Source organism: Nocardiopsis halophila DSM 44494 (assembly GCF_000341245.1).
Lineage (GTDB): Bacteria > Actinomycetota > Actinomycetes > Streptosporangiales > Streptosporangiaceae > Nocardiopsis_A > Nocardiopsis_A halophila.
The window spans coordinates 1-23273 of the sequence record NZ_ANAD01000260.1; the positions used below are offsets into that span (position 1 = coordinate 1).

Below are 23273 nucleotides of genomic sequence, written 5' to 3' on the forward strand. Positions count from 1 at the left end.
GTGATATCGCCACGCAATGTGCAATTGGGTGGCAATATCACCACTCTTGATTACGGCTGGGCCTCCCTGCAGGCCGGCGGATGCCTCAGGACGTCGGTTCGACGTGGTTCAGGGCGCTCGGGTGCTTGCGGAGGTACCCCTCGATGGTCTGGGCCGGGTGGCCGGTGATGTCGGGGACCGCCGGGGAGACCGCCTCCAGCTCCCCGGCCGCGATCGCCGCGTAGGAGCTCGCCCACCCCTCGATCGCCCACTCCGGGGCGCCGGAGGGCCGCCGCGACTCCAGGGCCTCCTCCCAGGTCTCGGGGACGTACCGCACGGTGCGCCCGGTCAGCGTCGACAGGCGACCCACCGTCTCGCCCAGCGTCACCGCCTCCGGCCCGGTCAGGTCGTAGGCGCGGCCCTCGTGCGCGGCCGGGTCCAGCAGCACCTCGGCCGCCACGTCCGCGATGTCGTCGCGGGCGACCCAGGCCACCCGGCCGCTCCCGGCGGGCCCGCGCACCACGCCCTGTTCGTCGGCCCACCCCGGCAGCAGGTCCAGGTAGAGGGAGGGCCGTAGGAAGGTGTGGGCCACCCCCGTCGAGCGGATGTGCGCCTCGGTGAAGAAGTGGTCCCGGGCGAAGGTGAACACCGCCGCCGGCCCGGGGTTGAGGAAGGACAGGTAGACGATCCGGCCCACCCCGGCCTCGACGGCCGCGTCCACGGCGGCGATGTGCCGGTCCACCCGGTCGGCCGACTCGGTGGCCGAGACGAGGAACAGGGTCGTCGCGCCCTGCAGCGCCCGCCGCATGGCGGTGCGGTCCTCGTAGGCCGCCATCGCGGCCGAGGCCCCGGGCAGCTCCGGGGCTCGGTTGAGGTCGCGCACCACCAGGCGCTGCGCCGCGCCCCGCCGGGCCAGCCGCGCGGCCACCCGCCCGCCCACCGAACCGGTCGCGCCGGTGACGGCGATCGACTCCGTTGTTGCCTGATCGTCACCCATGGCGCCATTTTCACCGCTTTCCCCCTCCGGCGCACGAACCGGAGGTCAGCGCGTCGCCGGGCCCCCGTCGGCGGGGGAGGCGGTGCTGCGCCGGTAGGCGAGGCGGCGCAGGGCGACCTCGGTCGGCCCGCGCTTTCCGGCCCGCTCCAGCAGGACGGCGAAGACCAGCGTGGCCAGCCACACCCCCACGGCGAACAGGGCCATGGTGGCGCTGCCCAGGGCCGCGCCCAGGCCCAGCCCCCAGGCGGACAGGACAGGGGCGCACAGGACCGACTGCCCGATATAGCCGGTCATGGACCGCTTGCCGAGGGCGGCGACCGCGGATCCCGCCGGGCCGAGCCGGCGCCCGCGCAGCCGGGCCCCGATCAGGCCGAACAGGGCCACGTACCCGATGCCGCCGACCAGCCCGGTCGCCAGCTGGACGGGCCAGAACACCCAGGCGACGCCCTCGGGCACCGCGAGCAGGCCGAGGTGGTGCAGGGCGTTGGGCAGCGGGCCGAGCCAGCCGACCGCGATGCCGATCACCGCGGTGCGGCGCAGCAGCGGCAGGTGGTTCCACGGCTCTTCGAGGATGCGTCGCCGGGCGGCCCAGAAGGCGAGGAGGATCGCGACGGGGACGGCCACGCCGAGCACGCCCTGGCCGATGACGATCATGGGCCAGTACGCAATGCGCAGCACTGCCGCCATCAGGGGGTCCTCCTCGGCGATGGGCGCCATCATGAAGGCGGACTCCGTGGCGGGCGAGGCCGAGGACTGCCCGCCGTCCGAACCGGCGGCGAAGAAGGCGCCCACCGCGGCGAGGACGGCCAGCAGAGCCAGCAGGCCGGTGCCGATCCCGGCCCAGGTGAGCAGGGTGCGGTCGCTGCGCCGGAGGAAGAGGGCGACCAGGATGAGGCCGACCAGGCCGTAGGCGCCGATGATGTCGCCGTACCACAGGAGCAGGGCGTGCACCGCGCCGAAGGCGATGAGCAGCAGGTTGCGTCTGCGCAGGAGCGCGCGGGCGTCGGCCTCGGAGACCCCGGCGGCCTGCTGGCGCAGGTAGATCTGGACGATGCCGTAGCCGAAGAGGAACGCGAACATCGGGTAGACCCGCAGGTCGGCGACGACGATGAGCACGGCGCTCACCACGCTGTCCAGCGTCCCCTCGTTCATGGGGTGGTTGCTGCTCGACGAGTGGGTGGTGGTCCAGAGGTAGATCGGGGTGTTGGCGAGCACGATCAGCAGCAGCATCATCCCGCGCGCGAGGTCGGGGGCGGGGGCGCGCTCGGCCGGGCGCGACGGCCCGCGCAGCGGGACGGATGGGGTGCGTGTCTGGTTCATGGCCGGAGTCCTTCGAGGGGTGGGGCGGGTAGGCGACGACGGCTACGCCCCATGCTCAGGGCTCCCCGGAGCGGGGGTATCCCCCGGCAGAGTGATTCCGTTCTCACCCGGGGGAGGAGCGGTGGCCACCCGCACGGCCGAGGGGCCACCTCAGTGCGGAGGAGGCCCCGGGCGGAGAGAGGCGGCACGGCCGTTCGTCAGGCGGCCCGATCGGTGGCCGGGGCGGGGCGGTGGGCCGGGCCCACGGGTCCTCCCGGGGGTGTCGGGCGGGCAGGGGGAAGAAAACCCCGCGCACCCGGCCGTGGACCAGTGGGCCCCATTTGGTGGCGAGGGCGGCCGCGTCTCATATCTCCCGTAGAATCCTGGCCCGTCACGGGCACACAATGAGGAAATGGCAGAACGCCGGAACGGCGGAATAGGGAGCACGCGGGCCCGCTCACCCGGACCAGGACGGATCAGCAGGTACCCCGCTCCCGCACCCCGGCCGGGCGCGAGGCCGCTATCGGTCCGGGGGCGTCGGGCGGAGCCGGGCAGGGCGGGCGGCCCCCGTGTCTCCGGCGTTGATCTCGGGGATAACGACCCTACGAGCGCGGTTTTAGGGTCGTTATCCCCGAGATCAACGCCGGAGGGAGGGAGGAGCTTTGCATTTCCGGTATATCGGGCGCGCTTTCGCCCTCCCCTTGTTGATCTCGGGAAAATCGGGGTAATACTCGCCAGTATAAGGCCGACTTCCCCGAGATCAACATTTTTAAGGCCGCCTTTCCCGAGATCAAACCGAACAGGGGGCGGCCGGGCAGCGCATACCGGGCATACCGGGCGCGCGAGGGGGAACGCGTTCTCGTCTCCACCGAGGTGCGCCGGGGCCGCCCGCCCTGCCCTGCTCCGCCCGACGCCCCGAACCGATAGCGGCCTCGCGCCCGGCCGGGGTGCGCGAGCGGGGTACCTGCTGCGCCGTCGCTGCCTCGCCCCCGGACCGCGAGGGGCCGGGCGGCCGACAGGCGGGGCCGGGGAAGCGCCCTGCTCTCTTCGTCGCCATCTACCTGTGCCTCCGGCGGCCTGCCGCCCGGCCGGGGTGCGGGAGCGGGGTACCTGCTGATCCGTCCTGGTCCGGGTGAGCGGGCCCGCGTGCTCGTGGACCGGAAGCTCCGATCGGACCATCGACCGCATCTGTCGGTACTGCCGACGAATCACCCACTCATGACACGACATCGACTCATGGCATGACAGCGGAGGGAACGACCCCAACTGTGTCGAAATGGCGAGACAGGGAGCGGACAGAGGGCGGAACAGGCGGCCTACGTGCGAGACAGCCGGACCCCTCTCCTCGGCCACCTCTCGTTCCCCTCGGGGGAGTGGGCGGCCTTCTTGGGTGAGGTGGCCTCCGGCCGGTTTTGACCCGGGCCCCTGGCCTCGTCCGGTGAGGGGCCCGTCCCGCGGTCGGTAGTGGTCAGTACTTGCGCGACGTCGCCGCCACGATCAGGTCGGCGAGTGCGGACCGGGCCTCGGGCTCGATCAGGTCGGACTCCAGGGCGCGGGTGGCCTGCTCCACGTAGTCGTCGATCCGGCGCTCGCAGGCCGCCAGCGCACCGCACTCCTCGGTGATGGTGCGCATCCGCTCCACCGCCCCGTCGTCGAGGCCGGGGTCGCCCAGACCCGCGCGGAACGCCTCCGCGGCCGCCGCGTCGGCGCGCTCCAGGGTCTCGGCCACCAGCAGCGTGCGCTTGCCTTCGCGCAGGTCGTCCCCGGCCGGCTTGCCGGTCTCCGCCGGGTCGCCGAACACCCCCAGCACGTCGTCGCGGAGCTGGAACGCCACCCCCAGGGGCAGCCCGTACTCCGAGTACACCGGCCCCAGGTCGGCGTAGCGCCCGGCGAGGGCGGCCCCCAGGTGCAGCGGGCGCTCCACCGTGTACTTGGCCGCCTTGTAGTGCATCACCCGCAGCGAGGCCTCCACGCTCTCCGCGCCGCGCACCTGCTCCAGCATGTCCAGGTACTGCCCGGCCATCACCTCGGTGCGCATCGCGTCGAAGGCCGTCCGGCCCTGCGCCAGCGCCTCCGGCGCCAGCCCGCTGCCCTGGTACATGTCGTCGCACCAGGCCAGGCACAGGTCGCCGATGAGGATCGCGGCCCCCTGCCCGAACCCCTCCGACGACCCCGACCAGCCCTGGCCGGCGTGCAGCGCGGACAGGCGCCGGTGGGTGGCCGGCAGCCCGCGCCGGGTGTCGCTGTTGTCGATGACGTCGTCGTGCACCAGCGCGCACGCCTGCAGCAGCTCCAGCGAGGCCGCCGCGGTGTACACCTCCGGCACCTCCGCACCCCCGGCGCCGCGCCAGCCCCAGAAGCAGAACGCCGGGCGCAGCCGCTTGCCGCCGGAGAGCATGGCCTCCAGCGCGTCCATGGCCGGGGCCAGCTCGGCGCCGATCGCCAGGAGCTCGGCGCGGCGGTGTCCGACGAACTCGGTCAGCGCGGCGTCCACGGCGGGACGCACGTAGGAAACCGGGGACGACGGGGTGGGCGGGGTGGAGGTCATGGGGGAAGGCTATCGGCCGTCTGACCGGTGATTTGACCGACCCATGGGTGGCCGATCCGCCGCGTCCCAGGCCATGGGCTTATGGTGGAGGGCATGTTTGGCTCACCGACCCACAACGGAAACGCGCCTGTGCCCGCCCCCCGGCCCCGGGACATCCGCGACCTTCTCAACGCCGGCGAACCGACATTCTCCTTCGAGTTCTTCCCGCCCAAGACGGAGGAAGGGCTCCAGCGGCTGTGGAAGGTCGTGCGCGAGATCGAGGCGCTCGGCCCGTCCTTCGTCTCGGTCACCTACGGGGCCGGCGGAGGGACCCGGGACCGCACGGTGGAGATCACCGAGCAGATGGCCACCGACACCACGCTGCTGCCGGTCGCCCATCTGACCGCGGTCAACCACTCGGTGCGCGAACTGCGCCACCTCATCGGCCGGTTCGCGGCCGTCGGTGTGACCAACCTCCTGGCCCTGCGCGGCGACCCGCCCGGCGACCCGCTCGGCGAGTGGGTCAAGCACCCCGAGGGCCTGGAGTACGCCGACGAGCTGGTCCGCCTCATCAAGGAGAGCGGAGACTTCTCGGTGGGCGTGGCGGCCTTCCCCTACAAGCACCCGCGCTCGGTCGACGTCGACACCGACGTCGAGTACTTCGTGCGCAAGTGCCGTGCCGGCGCCGACTACGCCATCACCCAGATGTTCTTCGACGCCGACGACTACCTGCGGCTGCGCGACCGCGTGGCCGCCAAGGGGTGCGAGACCCCGATCATCCCCGAGGTCATGCCGGTGGTGAAGTACGGCACCATCGAGCGCTCCGAGCAGCTGTCGGGCGCGCCGTTCCCGCGCCACCTGGCCGAGGAGTTCGAGAAGGTCAAGGACGACCCGGAGGCCGTGCGCGAACTGGGCCTGGACCAGGCGCACCGGCTCTGCGAGCGGCTCCTCAACGAGGGGGCGCCGGGCATCCACTTCATCACCTTCAACCAGTCCACCGCCACCCGCGAGATCTACCGGCGGCTCGTCGGCGACCGCGCGCCCGCAGTGGCAGGCGCGCGGCCATGATGGCGAAGGGCTGATCGGGGCTGCCGGGGAAGGAGAACTCCGGCAGCACGTCGACGAACCCGCACGAGGCGTACAGCCGCCGGGCGACGGTGGAGCCGGTGCGGGTGGACAGCACGGCGGCGCGCTCCGGGCGCGCCGCCGTGAGCCGTTCCAGGAGGGCGCGGCCGATGCCGTGCCCCTGCATGTCGGGGCGCACGTGCACCTCGGCCACCTCGAAGGCCGAGCCGAACCAGCGCCGTTCGGCGGCCGGGTCGCGCCGCCGCAGCTCCTCGGTGACCACGTCGAACCACCACTGCCCGCGGTGCCCCTGGAACCCGTAGGCGAACCCGGCCAGGCGGGGCGGGGCGGAGTCCCCGCCCGTGCCCTCGTCCGCCTCCGCGGCGGCGCCGTCGGGGCCCAGGGCCAGCACGGCCCGGAAGCGGGGGTGGCCGGCGTGCTGCTCCATGATGGTGCGCCGCCCGGACAGCTGTTCGACGGGCGGCTCCATCGCGGCCGTGTAGACCTCCAGCAGCGCCGGCAGCGCGTGGACGAAGGCGGGAGGGGCGGGTTCCCACAGCTCGAGCGGCCCGGTGTCGGTGTCCACGGGGCCAGCCTACGCCCGGCGGGGCCGCCCGGGGCCTTCTTGACCGGCGCGGGCGTGTGCGGTTAACTGGACGCGTTCGCACACCAGTTCGATTCGCGGGGCGGTTCACCGCCTCGGTGGATCGCGGGGGTGCCCCCCGGGGTGCGCGGACCGACCGCGGCCGGGCGGGGGGAGGGGAAGCCTCTTGCCCGGCCGCGCTCCCTCGCCTCGGTGCCCCTGGGGCAGGGGGGCGCCGGTGTCGGAAGCGGCCGGGCGCCGGGTCCGCTCGGAGGACTCGGACGGCTCCGTGCGGGTGCTCGCCTCGACGGCGGGCCTAGAAGGCGTCCACGGCGCGCCGCGCCTCGGGGTCCAGGACCCCCCAGTTGATGAGCTCCTCGGTCAGGTCGCTCGGCGAACGGTCGTAGATGACCGCGAGTGAGCGCAGGTCCTCCTGGCGGATGGAGAGCACGCGGCCGTTGTAGTCGCCGCGCTGGCTCTGAATGGTGGCCACGTAGCGTGCCAGCGGCCCGGCCTTCTCCTGCGGCAGCTGCTGCATGCGCTCCAGGTCGATGACGAGCTTGGGCGTGGGGCCCAGCGGGGTGGGTGCGGCGCCGCCCGGCAGCAGCTCGGACATGGGCACCCCGTAGAAGTCCGCGAGCTCGGCGAGCTTCTGGACGGTGACGGCGCGGTCGCCGCGCTCGTAGGAGCCCACCACGACGGCCTTCCAGCGCCCGTGGGACTTCTCCTCCACGCCGTGCAGGGAGAGTCCCTGCTGGGTGCGGATGGCGCGCAGTCGCGCACCAAGGGACTTCGCGTATTCGGATGGCATGTTCTTCGTCGCTCCCCGGCCGTGAGGTGGCTGGCGTTCCAGGGCCGTCGCGCACTGTGTGACGCAGCCCAGATTGGTTACGGACAGTGACGGTAAGGCTGTCGGGGCGCCAGGTCAAGCCGTTGGGTGGAAACGCGACTATTCAGTGGCCAAACCGTGCGTAAGTGAGAGGTGTCTCATTCCGGGATCGAACGGGGCGTCCGGAGGCGTTTCAGGGCGCGGGAAGCCCGCAACGGTAGGAGGTTTCACATTTGACGACCGGTTCGGCGGGCCCGGTCCTCCCATGGTGCGGACAAGGGTGGCCGCCTATGGTCAACCCCCCACGCTGTGGTGAGAGTCATATTTTCGCCATGTTTGCTGATAAGGCCCGGCGGGCCCGCCCGCGGTGCGCTGATAACGTGTGGCCGATCGACATCCTTTAACGGCCTGCTCAGTGAGGCAGGGAAGGGGGTCACTACTTTGTGTGCCCGAAAACGCGCGGACGGTGAGCCGCCGCAGGGGGATGCACGCCCCGTGCTGGAAGGCCCCGAGATCCACCGCGCCCTGACCCGCATCGCACACGAGGTCCTCGAACGCACCAAGGGCGCCGAGGACGTCACCCTGCTCGGGATCCCGTCCCGGGGCGCCCCGCTCGCGCGCCGACTGGCCGAGCGGATCGAGCGCGTCGAGTCCCGCACCGTCCCCTGCGGCGCCCTCGACATCACCATGTACCGCGACGACCTCCACCTGGCGCCCGCGCGCGCGTTGGGCCGCACCGAGATCCCGCCTGAGGGGATCGACGGCCGGGTGGTCGTCCTCGTCGACGACGTCCTGTTCTCAGGCCGCACCGTGCGCGCCGCGCTGGACGCCCTGAACGACCTGGGCCGCCCGCGCTCCGTGCAGCTGGCGGTGCTCGTCGACCGCGGCCACCGGGAGCTGCCCATCCGCGCCGACTACGTGGGCAAGAACCTGCCCACCTCGCTGCGCGAGTCGGTGACGGTGCTGCTGGAGGAGTCCGACGGCGTCGACGCCGTCCTCATCGGCCCCAAGAGGGAGAGGGGCGAGGACCGCACCGACGAGGCCCGCACCGCGAGCGGGGAGGAGAACTGATGCGCCACCTGCTCTCGGCGGGCGACCTCAGCCGGGACGAGGCCGTCCTGGTCCTGGACACCGCCCGCGAGCTCGCCCAGGTGGGCGACCGCTCGGTGAAGAAGCTGCCCACCCTGCGCGGGCGCACCGTGGTCAACCTCTTCTACGAGGACTCCACCCGCACCCGCACCTCCTTCGAGCTGGCAGCCAAGCGCCTGTCCGCCGACGTCATCAACTTCTCGGCCAAGGGCTCCAGCGTCTCCAAGGGCGAGAGCCTCAAGGACACCGCGCTGACCCTGCAGGCCATGGGCGCCGACGGCGTCGTCATCCGCCACGCGGCCTCCGGCGCCGCCCACCGGCTCGCCAACTGGGTCGACGGCTCGGTGCTCAACGCCGGCGACGGCACCCACGAGCACCCCACCCAGGCCCTGCTGGACGCCTTCACCATGCGCGAGCGCATGGGCCGCCTGGAGGGCCTGCGCGTGGCCGTGGTGGGCGACGTGCGGCACAGCCGGGTCGCCCGCTCCAACGTGCTGCTGCTCAACACCCTCGGCGCCCAGGTCACCCTGGTCGCCCCGCCCACCCTGGTGCCGGTCACCGCCGGCTCCTGGCCCTGCGAGGTCTCCTACGACCTGGACGCGGTGCTGCCCAAGACCGACGTGGTGATGATGCTGCGGGTCCAGGCCGAGCGGATGAAGGACGCCTACTTCCCCACCGCGCGCGAGTACAGCCGCCGCTACGGGCTCGACAAGGAGCGCTTCGCGCTGCTCGGCGACCAGGCGATCGTCATGCACCCCGGCCCCATGGTCCGGGGCATGGAGATCTCCGCCGAGGTCGCCGACTCCCCGCGCGCCACCGTGACCGAGCAGGTCACCAACGGCGTCAGCGTGCGCATGGCGGTGCTCTACCTGCTGCTGGGCGGCTCCGAGCCGGCCATTGGGAACTGATCTAAGGGAGAACTCGGGCCGATGGCCAAAGAGAACGACAACGGCGGGGCCTACCTGATCCGCGGAGCGCGCCCGCTGGGCGGCGAGCCCGCCGACATCCTGCTGCGCGACGGCACCGTCGCCGCGATCGGCGCCGGGGCGGCCCAGGCCGCCGACGGCGCCGCCGAGGTCGACGCCGCCGGGCTGATCGCCCTGCCCGGCCTGGTCGACCTGCACACCCACCTGCGCGAGCCCGGCCGCGAGGACGCCGAGACGGTGGCCGGCGGCTGCCGCNCCATGGCCAACACCGACCCGGTGGCCGACACCGCCGGCGTGGTCGAGCAGGTCTGGCGCCTGGGCCGGGACAGCGGCCTGTGCGACGTGCGCCCGGTCGGCGCGGTCACCCGCGGTCTGGAGGGCGAGCGGCTGGCCGAGCTCGGCGCCATGGCCGACTCGGTGGCCGGCGTGCGGGTCTTCTCCGACGACGGCAAGTGCGTGTGGGACGCGCTGCTGATGCGCCGCGCCCTGGAGTACGTCAAGGCCTTCGACGGGGTGGTCGCCCAGCACGCCCAGGAGCCGCGGCTCACCGAGGGCGCCCAGATGAACGAGGGCGAGGTCTCCGACCGGCTCGGCCTGGGCGGCTGGCCCGCGGTCGCCGAAGAGGCGATCATCGCCCGCGACTGCCTGCTCGCCCAGCACGTGGGCTCACGCCTGCACATCTGCCACGTCTCCACCAAGGGCTCGGTGGAGATCATCCGCTGGGCCAAGGAGCGCGGGTGCCGGGTGACCGCCGAGGCCGCCCCGCACCACCTGCTGCTCACCGACGACCTGGTCGAGGGCTACGACCCGATCTACAAGGTCAACCCGCCGCTGCGCACCGCCGAGGACGTGCACGCGCTGCGCCGCGGCCTGGCCGACGGTGTGATCGACTGCGTGGCCACCGACCACGCACCCCACCCCATCGAGGCCAAGGAGACCGAGTGGTCCACGGCCGCGATGGGGATGCTCGGCCTGGAGACCGCGCTCTCGGTGGTCCAGCACACCATGGTCGACACCGGGCTGCTCGACTGGGCCGGGGTGGCCGAGCGCATGTCGGCCGCGCCCGCCCGGATCGGGCGCGCGGCCGGCCACGGCCGTCCGCTCGCCGAGGGCGAGCCGGCCAACCTGGCCCTGTACGACCCGGCGGCCGGGCGGGTGGTCGAGCCCGCGGCCCTGGAGTCCAAGAGCACCAACACCCCGTACCGGGGCATGAGCCTGCCGGGGCGTGTCATGGGCACGTTCCTGCGCGGCGTCCCGACGGTCCTCGATGGGAAGATCCAGTGACAGCAGAAGCAACCGCAGCCCCCGAAGCCGCCCCGGCCGTGCTCGTGCTGGAGGACGGCCGCGTGTTCCGCGGCCGCTCCTTCGGGGCGCGCGGCGAGGCCTACGGGGAGATCGTCTTCAACACCGGCATGACCGGCTACCAGGAGACGCTCACCGACCCGTCCTACCACCGCCAGATCGTCACGATGACCGCGCCGCACATCGGCAACACCGGCGTCAACGACGACGACCCCGAGTCCGGGCGCATCTGGGTGGCCGGGTTCGTGGTCCGCGAGCCGGCCCGGGTGCCCTCCAACTGGCGGGCGCAGCGCACCCTGGACGAGGAGCTGGCGCGCCAGGGCGTGGTGGGCATCGCGGTGCCCGGCACCCGCGCGCTCACCCGCCACCTGCGCGACCGCGGCGCCATGCGGGCGGTCATCAGCACCGAGGAGAGCGACCCCGAGGTGCTGGTGGAGCGGGTCAAGGCCGCCCCGGAGATGAAGGGCGCCGACCTCAGCGGCGAGGTGTCCACCACCGAGCCCTACACCGTGCACCCGCCCGAGGGCGTGCCGACCCGCTACCGGGTGGCCGCGGTCGACCTGGGCATCAAGGCGATGACCCCGCAGCGGCTCGCCGAGCGCGGCTGCGAGGTGCGGGTGCTGCCCGCCGGCGCCACCGCCGAGCAGGTCCTGGAGGCCGGGCCGGACGGGGTGTTCTTCAGCAACGGCCCCGGCGACCCCGCCACCGCCGAGGACAGCGTCGCGGTGCTGCGCGAGGTCCTGCGGGCCGACCGCCCCTTCTTCGGGATCTGCTTCGGCAACCAGCTGCTGGGGCGCGCCCTGGGGCTGGGCACCTACAAGCTGGTCTTCGGGCACCGCGGGGTCAACCAGCCGGTGCAGGACGTGCACACCAAGCGGGTGCACATCACCAGCCACAACCACGGCTTCGCCGTCGACGCGCCCACCGACGGGCCGTTCGACACCCCGCTGGGCCGCGCCGAGGTCAGCCACGTCGACCTCAACGACGGCGTGGTGGAGGGGCTGCGCCTGCTCGACCGCCCCGCCTTCAGCGTCCAGTACCACCCCGAGGCCGCGGCCGGGCCGCACGACGCCGCCGAGCTCTTCGACGCCTTCTGCGCCCTGATGGAGCGCCGGGGAGCCGGGGACTCCGCGCCGTCCGCACCGTCCGCCCAGCCCGAGACCGCAGAGAAGTAGGGAACCATGCCGCGCCGCAACGACCTGAACTCCGTCCTGGTGGTCGGCTCCGGTCCCATCGTGATCGGGCAGGCCGCCGAGTTCGACTACTCCGGGAGCCAGGCCTGCCGGGTGCTCAAGTCCGAGGGCCTGCGCGTCATCCTGGTCAACTCCAACCCGGCGACGATCATGACCGACCCGGAGATGGCCGACGCCACCTACGTCGAGCCCATCACCCCGGAGATGGTCGAGAAGATCATCGCCAAGGAGCGCCCCGACGCGCTGCTGCCCACCCTGGGCGGGCAGACCGCGCTGAACACCGCCATTTCGCTGCACGAGTCGGGGGTGCTCGACAAGTACGGCGTCGAGCTGATCGGCGCCAACGTCGAGGCCATCCAGTCCGGCGAGGACCGCGAGACCTTCAAGGGGATCGTCGAGCGCATCGGCGGCGAGTCCGCCCGCTCGCGCATCTGCCACAGCCTCGACGACTGCCTGGCGGCCGCCGGGGACCTGGGCTACCCGCTGGTGGTGCGCCCCTCCTTCACCATGGGCGGCTCCGGCTCCGGGTTCGCCCACGACGAGGCCGAGCTGCGCCGCATCGCCGGCCAGGGCCTGGCCCTGTCGCCCACCACCGAGGTGCTCCTGGAGGAGTCCATCCTCGGCTGGAAGGAGTACGAGCTGGAGCTGATGCGCGACGGCAACGACAACGTGGTCGTCGTCTGCTCCATCGAGAACTTCGACCCGATGGGCGTGCACACCGGCGACTCGGTGACCGTCGCCCCGGCCATGACCCTCACCGACCGCGAGTACCAGCGCATGCGCGACCTGGGCATCGCGATCATCCGCGAGGTGGGCGTGGACACCGGCGGCTGCAACATCCAGTTCGCCGTCGAGCCCTCCAGCGGGCGGCTCATCGTCATCGAGATGAACCCCCGCGTCTCCCGGTCCTCGGCGCTGGCCTCCAAGGCCACCGGGTTCCCGATCGCCAAGATCGCCGCCCGGCTCGCCGTGGGCTACACCCTGGACGAGATCCCCAACGACATCACCGCCGAGACCCCGGCCAGCTTCGAGCCGGCCCTGGACTACGTCGTGGTCAAGGTCCCGCGGTTCGCCTTCGAGAAGTTCCCCGGCGCCGACCCCGGCCTGACCACCACCATGAAGTCGGTCGGCGAGGCCATGGCCATCGGCCGGTCCTTCCCCGAGGCGCTGCAGAAGGCGATGCGCTCGGTGGAGAAGAAGGGCGTGGGCCTGACCTGGGAAGGCGAGCCCGGGGAGAAGGACGCGCTGCTGGAGGCGGCCGCCACGCCCGGCGAGTTCCGGCTGCGCCAGGTGCAGCAGGCGCTGCGCGCCGGCGCGAGCGTGGAGGAGCTGCACCGGGCCACCGGCATCGACCCCTGGTTCCTGGACCAGATGGCGCTGCTGGAGGAGACCGCCCGCCGGCTGGCCGCCGCGCCGCAGCTCGACGCCGAGGTCCTGCGCGACGTCAAGCGCCTGGGCTTCTCCGACAAGCAGGTCGGCGAGGTCACCGGCAAGTCCGAGGAGGTCGTCCGCGAGCTGCGCGACGCCCTGGACGTGCACCCGGTCTACCTGACCGTGGACACCTGCGCCGCCGAGTTCGCCGCCAAGACGCCCTACCTGTACTCCAGCTACGACGAGGAGACCGAGGTCCCGCAGGGCACCCGCCCCAAGGTGATCATCCTCGGCTCCGGGCCCAACCGCATCGGCCAGGGCGTGGAGTTCGACTACAGCTGCGTGCACGCCTCCTTCGCGCTGTCGCAGGCCGGCTACGAGACCGTCATGGTCAACTGCAACCCCGAGACGGTCTCCACCGACTACGACACCAGCGACCGGCTCTACTTCGAGCCGCTCACCCTGGAGGACGTGCTGGAGGTGGTCCGCGCCGAACGGCTCACCGGCGAGGTCGTGGGCGTGGTCGTGCAGCTGGGCGGGCAGACCCCGCTGGGGCTGGCGCGCGAGCTCAAGGCGGCCGGGGTGCCGATCGTGGGCACCAGCCCCGAGGCCATCGACCTGGCCGAGGACCGCGGCGCCTTCGGCGACGTGCTCGCCCGGGCCGGGCTGCCCGCGCCCAAGCACGGCACCGCCACCTCCTTCGACCAGGCCCGCGCGGTCGCCGACGAGATCGGCTACCCGGTGATGGTCCGCCCCTCCTACGTGCTGGGCGGGCGCGGCATGGAGATCGTCTACAACGAGACGATGCTCGCCGACTACATCGAGCGCAACGCCGAGGTCAGCCCCGACTACCCGGTGCTGATCGACCGGTTCCTCGACGACGCCATCGAGATCGACGTCGACGCGCTCTACGACGGCCGCGAGCTGTACATGGGCGGCATCATGGAGCACATCGAGGAGGCCGGGATCCACTCCGGCGACTCGGCGTGCGCCCTGCCCGCGGTCACCCTGGGCCACGAGGACTTCGAGCGGATCCGCTACTCCACCGAGGCCATCGCCCGCGGCACCGGGGTGCGGGGGCTGCTCAACGTCCAGTACGCGCTCGCCTCCGGGGTGCTCTACGTGCTGGAGGCCAACCCGCGCGCCTCGCGCACGGTGCCGTTCGTCTCCAAGGCCACGGCGGTCCCGCTGGCCAAGGCGGCGGCCCGGGTCATGCTCGGCTCCGGCATCGCCGAGCTGCGCGCCGAGGGCCTGCTCCCGGCCGAGGGCGACGGCGGCACCCTGCCGATGGACGCGCCGGTGGCGGTCAAGGAGGCGGTCATGCCCTTCAACCGCTTCATCGACCGGCACGGCGAGGGCGTGGACACCGTGCTCGGCCCGGAGATGCGCTCCACCGGCGAGGTCATGGGCATGGACGCCGCCTTCGGCGCCGCCTACGCCAAGTCGCAGCTGGCGGCCTTCGGCTCGCTGCCCACCCGTGGCAGCGTGTTCGTCTCGGTCGCCAACCGGGACAAGCGCAGCATGGTCTTCCCGGTCAAGCGCCTGGCCGACCTCGGCTTCACGATCCTGGCCACCGAGGGCACCGCTTGGGTGCTGCGGCGGAACGGGGTCCAGGCCGATGTGGTGCGAAAGCACAGCGAGGGGCCCGGTCCGGACGGAGAACCCACTATCGTTCAACTCATCCACGACGGCGCGGTGGACCTCATCGTCAACACGCCGTTCGGCGGGGCCGGCCAGTCCGGGCCGCGCCTGGACGGGTACGAGATCCGCACCGCGGCGGTGGTGCGCGGCGTCCCCAGCGTCACCACGGTGCAGGGGTTGGCCGCCGCGGTCCAGGGCATCGAGGCGCTGGTGCGCGGCGACATCGGGGTGCGCTCCCTGCAGGAGCACGCCGAGTCGCTGCGCGGCACCGGCGCCTGAGCCGACGATCAGGGCGAGCGGCCCCCCCGGGGCCCCCCGNCCCCCGCGGCGGGCCCCGGGGCCGCCCGGCGGGTGAACAGGGCAGGACGGTCAGGTTTGAGCGACTACGGTCCGGTGCAGATCCGGTGCCCGGTGCTGTCGGTGCGCCGGGTGGACGCCTACTACGCGATCACCGTGGTCGCCCCGCAGATCGCCGAGCGCTTCCGGGCCGGCCAGTTCGTCGCCGTGGCGGTGGGCGGGGAGGCCTCGGCCATGCTGCTGCGGCGCCCGTTCGCGGTGCACGACGTCAAGCCCGACTACGGCGGGACCGTGGAGTTCCTGTTCGCGGTGCGCGGGCCGGGCACCTCCTGGCTGTCCGAGCGCCGCTCCCGCGACCTGCTCGACGTGGTGGGGCCGGTGGGCCGGCCCTTCCCGCTGCCCCGCGACCCGGTCAACTGCGCCCTGGTGGGCGGCGGCTCGGGCGGCGCTCCGCTGTTCCCGCTGGCGCACGCGCTGCGGCGGCGGGGCTGCCGGGTGGACTTCCTGCTCGGCGGGGCCTCGGCGGACCGGGTGTTCAGCGCGATCACCGCGCGCCGGGTGGCCGAGACCGCGACCTTCACCACCGACGACGGCTCGTTCGGGGTGCGCGGGCCGGTCACCGCCCCGCTGGGGCGGGTGATCGAGGAGGCGCGCTCGGACGTGGTCTACGCCTGCGGGCCCATGCCCATGCTCCGCGAGGTCGGCGCGCTCACCGCCCGGCACGGCATCCCGCTGCAGGTGGCGGTGGAGGAGACGATGGCCTGCGGGACCGGGCTGTGCATGTCGTGCGTGGTCCCGGTCGTCGGCGACGACGGCATCACCCGGATGGTGCGCGCCTGCGTCGACGGGCCGGTCTTCCGCGGCGAGCGGGTCCGCTTCGACGACGTGGGCACCATCCCCTTCGACGCCCTGGGAGCGCCCGGCTGGAAGGCCCGCCCCGACTCCGGCGACGGCATGGCCGACCGCGCGGCGGGGTGAGGGCGCCGATGCCGCCCCCGACGCCGGCCCGCACGCCCGCGGAGCCGGGGCCCTGTCGGGCCCAAGGCCCCGCGCCCTGCCCGCACTTCCGCCGAGGCGCGGCCGTGGGCGTTCCGCCGTCCTGCTCGGGGCGGTTCCTGAGGCGTCGTCGTCTCGGCGGCGGTGCGTACGCCGTGATGGGGGCGGGCCGTCGGCCCGGGGCCGACTGTCCGTGCGGGGGCGGCTCCGGGAGTGGCCGGTCCGGTGGCGCACCGTCGGTCCCGGCCTGTCCTGGAGCGGTGCCGACCGCTCACCGGTCGGCGGGCGGCCGGGCGGTGCGGCGCCGGTCGGACCGTCGTCCCCTCCGCCCACAGCGCGCGGGCGGCCGCCCGGATCGACCACCACTGCCAGGAAGGCGGACCCGAGGATGAGCCCGGACCTGAGGACGCGGCTGGGAAGCGTGCAGCTGGACAACCCGGTGCTCACCGCGGCCGGCTGCGGGGGCACCGGGCGCGAGCTGTCCGCGTTCTTCGACATCTCCCGGCTCGGGGCGGTCATCACCAAGTCGGTGATGCTCGAACCGCGCGCCGGTCGGCCCGCGCCCCGGGTGGCCGAGACGCCCAGCGGCATGCTCAGCGCCACCGGGCTGCAGGGCCCCGGGGTGGAGGTCTTCCTCCAGCGCGACCTGCCCTGGCTGCTCTCCCGCGGCGGCCGCGCCGGGGTGTCGCTGGCCGGGTCGGGCGCGGCCGAGTACGCCGAGCTGGCCCGGCGGGTCTCCGAGGCGCCCGGGGTGGCGTTCCTGGAGGTGAACCTGTCCTGCGCCAACCCCTCCGACCAGGGGCGGCACTTCACCGACGACCCCCGCGAGGCCGCCCGGGTGGTGCACGCGGTGCGCTCGCACGCCCGGTCCGAGGTCCCGGTCTTCGCCAAGCTGGCCGCCGACGTGCCCGACCCGGTGGCCCTGGCCGAGGCCTGCGCCGAGGCGCGCGCCGACGGGCTGTCGATGGTCAACACGGTCCGCGGCATGGCCATCGACCCGCGCACCCTGCGCCCGGCGGTGGCCGGGGGCATGGGCGGGGTCTCGGGCCCGGCGATCCGCCCGATCGCGGTGGGCTGCGTGCACGAGGTGCACGCCGCCCTGCCCGAGCTGCCGATCATCGGCACGGGCGGGGTGCGCACCGGCACCGACGTGCTGGAGTTCCTGGCGGCCGGCGCCTCGGCGGCGGCCGTGGGAACGGTCAACTTCCACGACCCCTCGGCCTGCGTGCGGATCCTGCGCGAGCTGGAGGAGGCCCTGACCGAGCACGGGATCGGACGGGTCGCCGACGTCATCGGCGCCGCGCACCGCCCCATGGGGGCGCCTCTGGGCGGCCAGGATGCTCCGAGCAGGGCCTGAGACAGCCCGTGGCGGTCCCGATACGCACCGGTCGTTCCGGGAGGCCGGGAGGGGCGCCGAGCGGCGCTGGGGCCGCCTGAGGGCCGCCCCGGCCCCTCCGCGGGCGGACATGCATGAACCCGGTGAACCGGGGAACCGCTCCGGGCAGTGCCCGCGCGCCCGTGCGGTTCCCGGCGGACCGGGCCGCGGCGCCTCCGCCGGGGGCGGCCGGTCCGGCCGTACAGCACGCACGTTCCACACACGCACGTTCCACACACGCACGTGAAGGAGAGGCATCGTGGCCGCGCCCATCGCAGTCGCCATCGACGCACCTGAGATCGAGACCGCAGCCCGGTGGGCGTCGGCGGTCGCCCCGCACGTCAGCACGGTCAAAGTGGGCCTGGAACTCTATCTGCGCTACGGACCCGAGGTGATCACCACCGTGCGGGGGGCCAACCGGGTCTCGGTCTTCCTCGACCTGAAGCTGCACGACATCCCGGCCACCGTCGCCGGAGCCGCGCGCAACGTGGCCCGCCTGAAACCGTCGATCCTGACCGTGCACGCCGCCGGCGGCAGGGACATGATCGCGGCGGCGGTGGAGGCGGCGCCGGAGACCACCATCGCCGCGGTGACCGTGCTCACCTCCCTGGACGACGCCGAGCTGGACCGGATCGGGATGCGCGGCCCGGCCTCGGACGCGGCCCGGCGGCTGGCGGAGCTGGCCGTGGAGGCGGGCGCGGGCGCGCTGGTGTGCTCCCCGCAGGAGGCGGCCCAGCTGCGCGCGGACGTGGGCCCGGACGTGCAGCTGATCACCCCGGGCGTGCGCCCGGCGGGGGCCGACCGCGGCGACCAGGCCCGGGTGGCCACCCCGCAGGAGGCGCTGGCGGCCGGGGCGGACCTGCTGGTGATCGGGCGCCCGATCACCCGCGCCGCCGACCCGGGCGCTGCCGCGGCCTCGATCGCCGCGGACGTGCGCCGGGCCGAGTCGGTGGGCTGAGCCGGCGGGCCGCCCGCCCGCCGGCGCCGTGCGCACCGCTTCCGCGGACCGCCCGGGAGGGGCGGCGGAGCGGCGGCGGGCAGGGGAGCGCGGCGGCCGCTGGGCCCGGTTCCGGGCGCCCCGCGCGGGCGCCGCACGGCCGAGGGGGCCGGGGCCCGTCCCTCCGGGGGCGGGCCCCGGCCCCCTCTCGTTCCTCACCGTGTCCGAATCCGGTCACATTCGGTCACTCGGATTCGGGTTTCCGGAAGCCGATGGCCGGGTGGGCCCGCGACCGGCTCGGACCCCGGAGTGCGGGCCTGTCCGGGGATGACGTCGCCGTGCTCAACCGGGCCAAAAGTCCCGATTTCAACCTCGGTGCGCAATCGGATGGTGACACGGAGTAATTAGTTGGACGAAATAGCGCTTGAAGGGCCACTTTGCGTTGCCGAACAGGCCCGGAACCTACTAACTTGCGCAGGCGTCCGCCCTCTACAAACGAGAGAAAACCGAGGTGACCCGGCGTGGCCCTTCCTCCCCTCACACCCGAGCAGCGCGCCGCGGCTCTGGAGAAGGCCGCTAAGGCCAGAAAAGAGCGCGCGGAAGTCAAGAACCGGCTGAAGCACGGTGGCGTCTCCCTCAAGGAGGTGCTCGCCGACGGCCAGACCGACGACGTCATCGGCAAGATGAAGGTCTCGGCTCTTCTGGAGTCGCTCCCCGGCGTCGGCAAGGTCCGCGCCAAGCAGATCATGGAGCGCCTCAACATCGCCGAGTCGCGTCGCGTCCGCGGCCTGGGTGCCAACCAGCGCTCCGCCCTTGAGCGCGAATTCGGCGGCGCCGAGTAAGGACCCGGCCGACTGTGCGGTTCCCCACCGCGGGGACCGCCCGACGGGTCCGCCGGTCGGCCGCGGCCACGCGCCGCGGCCGCCGGTGCGGCGGAGGACCCCGTGAGCGCCGCGGCGCCCCGGTCCGCACCGCCCCCCGCAGGGGGCGCGGGACGGCCGGAGGCGCCGCGGCGCGGTGGTATAAAAGACCAATCACCCCCGGTCCGGCGGCCCGCCCCCTTGTGCGCGGGCACGGCCCGACCGGGTCCGACAGCGCCGCACCGAGAGTTAGATCCCCACGTGCCTACCAGCCCGATCGACGCCGGCGACACCGGCGCCCCGGCCCGGCGGCTCACGGTCCTCTCCGGCCCCTCCGGGGTCGGCAAGAGCACCGTGGTCAAGAAGATCCGCGCCGACCACCCCGAGGTCTGGCTGTCGGTCTCGGTCACCACGCGGGCCCCGCGCCCCGGGGAGACCGACGGGGTGGAGTACTTCTTCGTCGGCCCCGAGGAGTTCGACCGCATGGTCGCCGACGGGCGGATGCTGGAGTGGGCCGAGTTCGCCGGCAACCGCTACGGGACGCCGCGCGCGCCCGTGGAGGAGCGGCTGCACGCGGGGGTCCCCGTCCTGCTGGAGATCGACCTGCAGGGCGCGCGGCAGGTCCGCGCGACCATGCCGGACTCCTTCCACGTCTTCCTGGCGCCCCCCTCCTGGGAGGAGCTGGTGCGGCGGCTGACCGGCCGCGGCACCGAGGCCCCCGAGGTGGTCCGGCGCCGGCTCGACGCCGCGCGCACCGAGATGGCGGCCGAGAAGGAGTTCGACGCCACGCTCGTCAACACGTCGGTCGAGGACGTCCGTGACGAGCTGCTAGCCTTGATCCAGGCGCCGAAAGTGTGATATCCGGCGCCCGCACCGACCACCAGGCCCCCGGCGACGGGGGCCGACGACCGTCCAGGGGGAACCCACGTGGCTGGTACCGAGCCCGTCGCCGAAGGCATCACCAACCCGCCGATCGACGACCTCCTCGAGCTCGTCGACAGCAAGTACAGCCTGGTCACCATGGCCTCCAAGCGTGCCCGGCAGATCAACGCCTACTACGCCCAGCTCGGCGAGGGCCTGCTGGAGTACGTCGGCCCGCTGGTCGAGACCCAGGTTCAGGAGAAGGCGCTCTCCATCGCCCTGCGCGAGGTGAAGTCGGGCCTGCTCACCGCTGAGCCCTACGAGGGCAGCTGAGGCAGTGGCGCGGGGGCCCCGGCCCCCGGCTAGAGTCCGACCGTGAACGCACCTGAAGAATCCGCAACCGACGCGCCCGAGGTCGTCCTGGGGGTGGGCGCCGGCATCGCCGCCTACAAGGTGTGCGAGGTGCTGCGCCGCTTCACCGAGACCGGCCACCGGGTCCGCGTCGTCCCCACCGCCGATGCGCTGCGCTTCGTCGGCGAGCCCACCTGGGCCGCCCTGTCCGGCCGCCCGGTGGCCACCGGCGTGTGGGACTCCGTGCACGACGTGCCGCATGTGCGCCTGGGGCAGGGGGCCGACCTGGTCCTCGTCGCCCCGGCCACCGCGGACCTGCTGGCCAAGGCCGCCCACGGGCTGGCCGACGACCTGCTCACCAACACCCTGCTCACCGCGCGCTGTCCGGTGGTCTTCGCCCCGGCCATGCACACCGAGATGTGGGAGCACCCGGCCACCCGCGCCAACGTCGCCACGCTCCGCTCGCGCGGCGCCGTCGTGCTCACCCCCGACTCGGGCCGCCTGACCGGCGCCGACACCGGCCGCGGCCGCCTTCCCGACCCCGAGGCCCTGTTCGAGGCCGCCCGCGCGGCGCTGCGCCGCGGCCCCGCCCCCGCCGACCTGGCCGGGCGGCACGTGCTGATCACCGCCGGCGGCACCCGCGAGGCCGTCGACCCCGTGCGCTACCTGGGCAACCGCTCCTCGGGGCGGCAGGGCCACGCGCTGGCCGCCACCGCCGCGGCGCGCGGCGCGCACGTGCGCCTGATCGCGGCCAACACCGACCTGCCCGCGCCCGCCGGGGCCGAGGTCGTGCCGGTGGAGTCGGCCGAGGAGATGCACCGGGCCGTGCTGGAGGCCCGCAAGGAGGCCGACGCCGTGGTGATGGCCGCGGCCGTGGCCGACTTCCGCCCCGCGACCGGCGCCGTGAGCAAGATCAAGAAGACCGGGGCCGGGCCCGACCCCCTCGAGCTGGCCCTCAACCCCGACATCCTCGCCGAGATCTCCGCCGACCGCGCCCGCGAGGGCCAGGTGGTGGTGGGGTTCGCCGCCGAGACCGACGACGTGCTGGCCAACGGGCGGGCCAAGCTGGCCCGCAAGGGCTGCGACCTGCTCGTGGTCAACCGGGTCGGGGGCGGCCGGGCCTTCGGCACCGAGGAGAACCAGGCGGTCGTGCTGAGCGCCGAGGGCGGTTCCACCGAGGTTCCGATGGGCCCCAAGACCGATCTCGCCGACCGCGTCTGGGACCTGGTGGCCGAGCGCCTCACAGCGACCTGACACGGCCTCTCCTGTGTTGCGCCGCGGGCAAGCCGTTTCGCTGTACGCTACGAAAACCCCAGCGCAGAGGCATGATCGGAACCGCCTCTAGAACTTTTTATGTGGCTTACGTCACAATGTGTCCAGGGGCGTCTGAAGTGGGCGTTCCATGGATGGGCGACGGTTTCGTGCCGCCGTCGGAACGGTCGTGGCGGCCCCATGAACCCCCCGCGCCCCGGGTGCGGCGGGGAGGGCACCACTACAGTGGACCGAGAAACCAACCCCGTGGGTCGGTAATCGCCGGTGGTCACCCACCAGCCCCGGCGGACGCCGACCGAACAGAGACAACTGTCAGCCAGCAGCCGCTGCAAGGAGTCACTTACGTGTCCCGTCGCCTTTTCACCTCCGAGTCCGTCACCGAAGGCCACCCCGACAAGATGGCCGACCAGATCAGTGACGCGATCCTCGACGCGATGCTGAAGGACGACCCCGCAAGCCGGGTCGCCGTGGAGACCCTGATCACCACCGGGCAGGTGCACATCGCCGGTGAGGTCACCACCAAGACCTACGTGGACATTCCCGACATCGTCCGCAAGAAGATCCTTGAGATCGGCTACGACTCCTCTGCCAAGGGCTTCGACGGAGACTCCTGCGGGGTCTCGGTCTCCATCGACCAGCAGTCCCCCGACATCGCGCAGGGCGTCGACACCGCCTACGAGGCGCGGGTCGAGAACGAGGAGGACAAGCTCGCCAGCCAGGGCGCCGGCGACCAGGGCCTGATGTTCGGGTACGCCAACCGCGAGACCCCCGAGCTGATGCCCCTGCCGATCAAGCTCTCCCACGCGCTGTCCCAGCGCCTGTCCGCGGTCCGTCACGACGGCACCGTTCCCTACCTGCGTCCCGACGGCAAGACGCAGGTCACCGTCGAGTACGAGGGCACCACCCCGGTGCGCCTGGACACCGTCGTGCTGTCCAGCCAGCACGCCCCCGACATCGACATGAACGAGCTCCTGACGCCGGACATCAAGGAGCACGTCATCGAGCCGATCGTCAAGCAGTACGGCCTGGAGGCCGACGACTACCGGCTCCTGGTCAACCCGACCGGCCGCTTCGAGATCGGCGGCCCGATGGGCGACGCCGGCCTGACCGGCCGCAAGATCATCGTGGACACCTACGGCGGCTACGCCCGNCGGCAAGGACCCGTCCAAGGTGGACCGCTCGGCCGCCTACGCCACCCGCTGGGTCGCCAAGAACATCGTGGCGGCCGGCCTGGCCGAGCGCGCCGAGGTCCAGGTGGCCTACGCCATCGGCAAGGCCGCCCCGGTCGGTGTGTTCATCGAGACCTTCGGCACCGAGCAGGTGGCCCCGGACGTCATCGAGAAGGCCGTCCGCGAGGTCTTCGACCTGCGTCCGGCGGCGATCGTGCGCGACCTGAACCTGCTGCGCCCGATCTACTCCGCCACCGCCGCCTACGGCCACTTCGGCCGCGAGGTCCCGGAGTTCACCTGGGAGAGCACCGAGCGCGCCGAGGCCCTCAAGTCCGCCGTCGGCGCCTGAGGACC

General features: G+C 73.3%; 19 protein-coding genes and 1 pseudogene. 15 read left to right on the top strand and 5 right to left on the bottom strand.

Going from position 1 to position 23273, the window contains the following annotated elements:
* Positions 1-85: 85 nt before the first annotated feature.
* Both D450_RS0127875 and D450_RS0127880 read right to left on the bottom strand, forming a co-directional pair.
* A complete protein-coding gene (locus D450_RS0127875) occupies positions 86-976 on the bottom strand; it encodes an SDR family oxidoreductase (RefSeq protein ID WP_026128809.1) in 891 nt (296 codons plus the stop codon).
* A 45-nt stretch (positions 977-1021) separates the two neighbouring features.
* Positions 1022-2296 carry a DUF418 domain-containing protein gene (locus tag D450_RS0127880; protein ID WP_017541914.1) on the bottom strand — a complete coding sequence of 425 codons (1275 nt, stop codon included), beginning with the start codon at positions 2294-2296 and terminating at the stop codon, positions 1022-1024.
* Between the two features lie 1245 nt (positions 2297-3541).
* Here D450_RS0127880 and D450_RS35695 point away from each other — a divergent pair.
* Positions 3542-3691 (top strand): DUF397 domain-containing protein, encoded by a 150-nt coding sequence (locus D450_RS35695; protein WP_083932821.1) that lies wholly within the window; start codon positions 3542-3544, stop codon positions 3689-3691.
* A 52-nt stretch (positions 3692-3743) separates the two neighbouring features.
* Here the strand turns inward: D450_RS35695 and D450_RS0127885 are convergent, their stop codons facing one another.
* The gene (locus D450_RS0127885) at positions 3744-4823 is read right to left on the bottom strand and encodes a polyprenyl synthetase family protein (protein WP_017541915.1); all 1080 of its coding nucleotides are present in this window, start codon (positions 4821-4823) and stop codon (positions 3744-3746) included.
* Between the two features lie 93 nt (positions 4824-4916).
* Between D450_RS0127885 and metF the strand changes: the two genes are divergently transcribed.
* Positions 4917-5870 (top strand): methylenetetrahydrofolate reductase [NAD(P)H], encoded by a 954-nt coding sequence (gene metF, locus D450_RS0127890; RefSeq protein WP_051060544.1) that lies wholly within the window; start codon positions 4917-4919, stop codon positions 5868-5870.
* Here metF and D450_RS32905 read toward each other — a convergent pair.
* On the bottom strand, positions 5788-6453 hold the full coding sequence (locus tag D450_RS32905) for a GNAT family N-acetyltransferase (protein WP_083932822.1): 666 nt from the start codon (positions 6451-6453) through the stop codon (positions 5788-5790). The genes metF and D450_RS32905 overlap by 83 nt on opposite strands.
* 313 nt (positions 6454-6766) lie before the next feature.
* Positions 6767-7261, bottom strand: a complete 495-nt coding sequence (gene bldD, locus D450_RS0127900; protein WP_017557791.1) for a transcriptional regulator BldD — start codon at positions 7259-7261, stop codon at positions 6767-6769.
* A 459-nt stretch (positions 7262-7720) separates the two neighbouring features.
* On the opposite strand from bldD, the gene pyrR reads away from it, so the two are divergent.
* From pyrR to metK, 13 genes and pseudogenes are all read left to right on the top strand, one after another.
* On the top strand, positions 7721-8350 hold the full coding sequence (gene pyrR, locus D450_RS0127905) for a bifunctional pyr operon transcriptional regulator/uracil phosphoribosyltransferase PyrR (protein WP_083932823.1): 630 nt from the start codon (positions 7721-7723) through the stop codon (positions 8348-8350).
* On the top strand, positions 8350-9276 hold the full coding sequence (locus D450_RS0127910) for an aspartate carbamoyltransferase catalytic subunit (RefSeq protein WP_017541920.1): 927 nt from the start codon (positions 8350-8352) through the stop codon (positions 9274-9276). Before pyrR ends, D450_RS0127910 begins: the two co-directional genes overlap by 1 nt.
* A 21-nt stretch (positions 9277-9297) precedes the next feature.
* Positions 9298-10578: a dihydroorotase gene (locus D450_RS0127915; RefSeq protein ID WP_017541921.1), complete on the top strand. Its 1281-nt coding sequence runs from the start codon at positions 9298-9300 to the stop codon at positions 10576-10578.
* A 38-nt stretch (positions 10579-10616) separates the two neighbouring features.
* Positions 10617-11771, top strand: coding sequence for a glutamine-hydrolyzing carbamoyl-phosphate synthase small subunit (gene carA, locus D450_RS0127920; RefSeq protein WP_017541922.1), 1155 nt, complete (start codon positions 10617-10619; stop codon positions 11769-11771).
* Between the two features lie 6 nt (positions 11772-11777).
* Entirely contained in the window at positions 11778-15080 is a 3303-nt protein-coding gene (gene carB / locus D450_RS0127925; RefSeq protein ID WP_017541923.1) for a carbamoyl-phosphate synthase large subunit, read from the top strand.
* A 96-nt stretch (positions 15081-15176) separates the two neighbouring features.
* A complete protein-coding gene (locus tag D450_RS0127930; protein ID WP_017541924.1) occupies positions 15177-16076 on the top strand; it encodes a dihydroorotate dehydrogenase electron transfer subunit in 900 nt (299 codons plus the stop codon).
* 406 nt (positions 16077-16482) lie between these two features.
* Positions 16483-17451 (top strand): dihydroorotate dehydrogenase, encoded by a 969-nt coding sequence (locus D450_RS0127935; RefSeq protein ID WP_017541925.1) that lies wholly within the window; start codon positions 16483-16485, stop codon positions 17449-17451.
* Between the two features lie 277 nt (positions 17452-17728).
* Positions 17729-18427, top strand: coding sequence for an orotidine-5'-phosphate decarboxylase (gene pyrF, locus D450_RS0127940; RefSeq protein WP_017541926.1), 699 nt, complete (start codon positions 17729-17731; stop codon positions 18425-18427).
* 500 nt (positions 18428-18927) lie between these two features.
* Positions 18928-19248 carry an integration host factor, actinobacterial type gene (mihF, locus tag D450_RS0127945; protein ID WP_017541927.1) on the top strand — a complete coding sequence of 107 codons (321 nt, stop codon included), beginning with the start codon at positions 18928-18930 and terminating at the stop codon, positions 19246-19248.
* Between the two features lie 279 nt (positions 19249-19527).
* Complete coding sequence (gene gmk, locus D450_RS0127950) at positions 19528-20124, top strand: guanylate kinase (RefSeq protein ID WP_017541928.1); 597 nt, start codon at positions 19528-19530, stop codon at positions 20122-20124.
* A gap of 69 nt (positions 20125-20193) precedes the next feature.
* A complete protein-coding gene (gene rpoZ, locus D450_RS0127955; protein ID WP_017541929.1) occupies positions 20194-20460 on the top strand; it encodes a DNA-directed RNA polymerase subunit omega in 267 nt (88 codons plus the stop codon).
* Between the two features lie 42 nt (positions 20461-20502).
* Positions 20503-21732 (top strand): bifunctional phosphopantothenoylcysteine decarboxylase/phosphopantothenate--cysteine ligase CoaBC, encoded by a 1230-nt coding sequence (coaBC, locus tag D450_RS0127960; protein WP_275041914.1) that lies wholly within the window; start codon positions 20503-20505, stop codon positions 21730-21732.
* Between the two features lie 362 nt (positions 21733-22094).
* A pseudogene (gene metK / locus D450_RS31520) lies at positions 22095-23268 on the top strand (methionine adenosyltransferase).
* Positions 23269-23273: the final 5 nt, after the last annotated feature.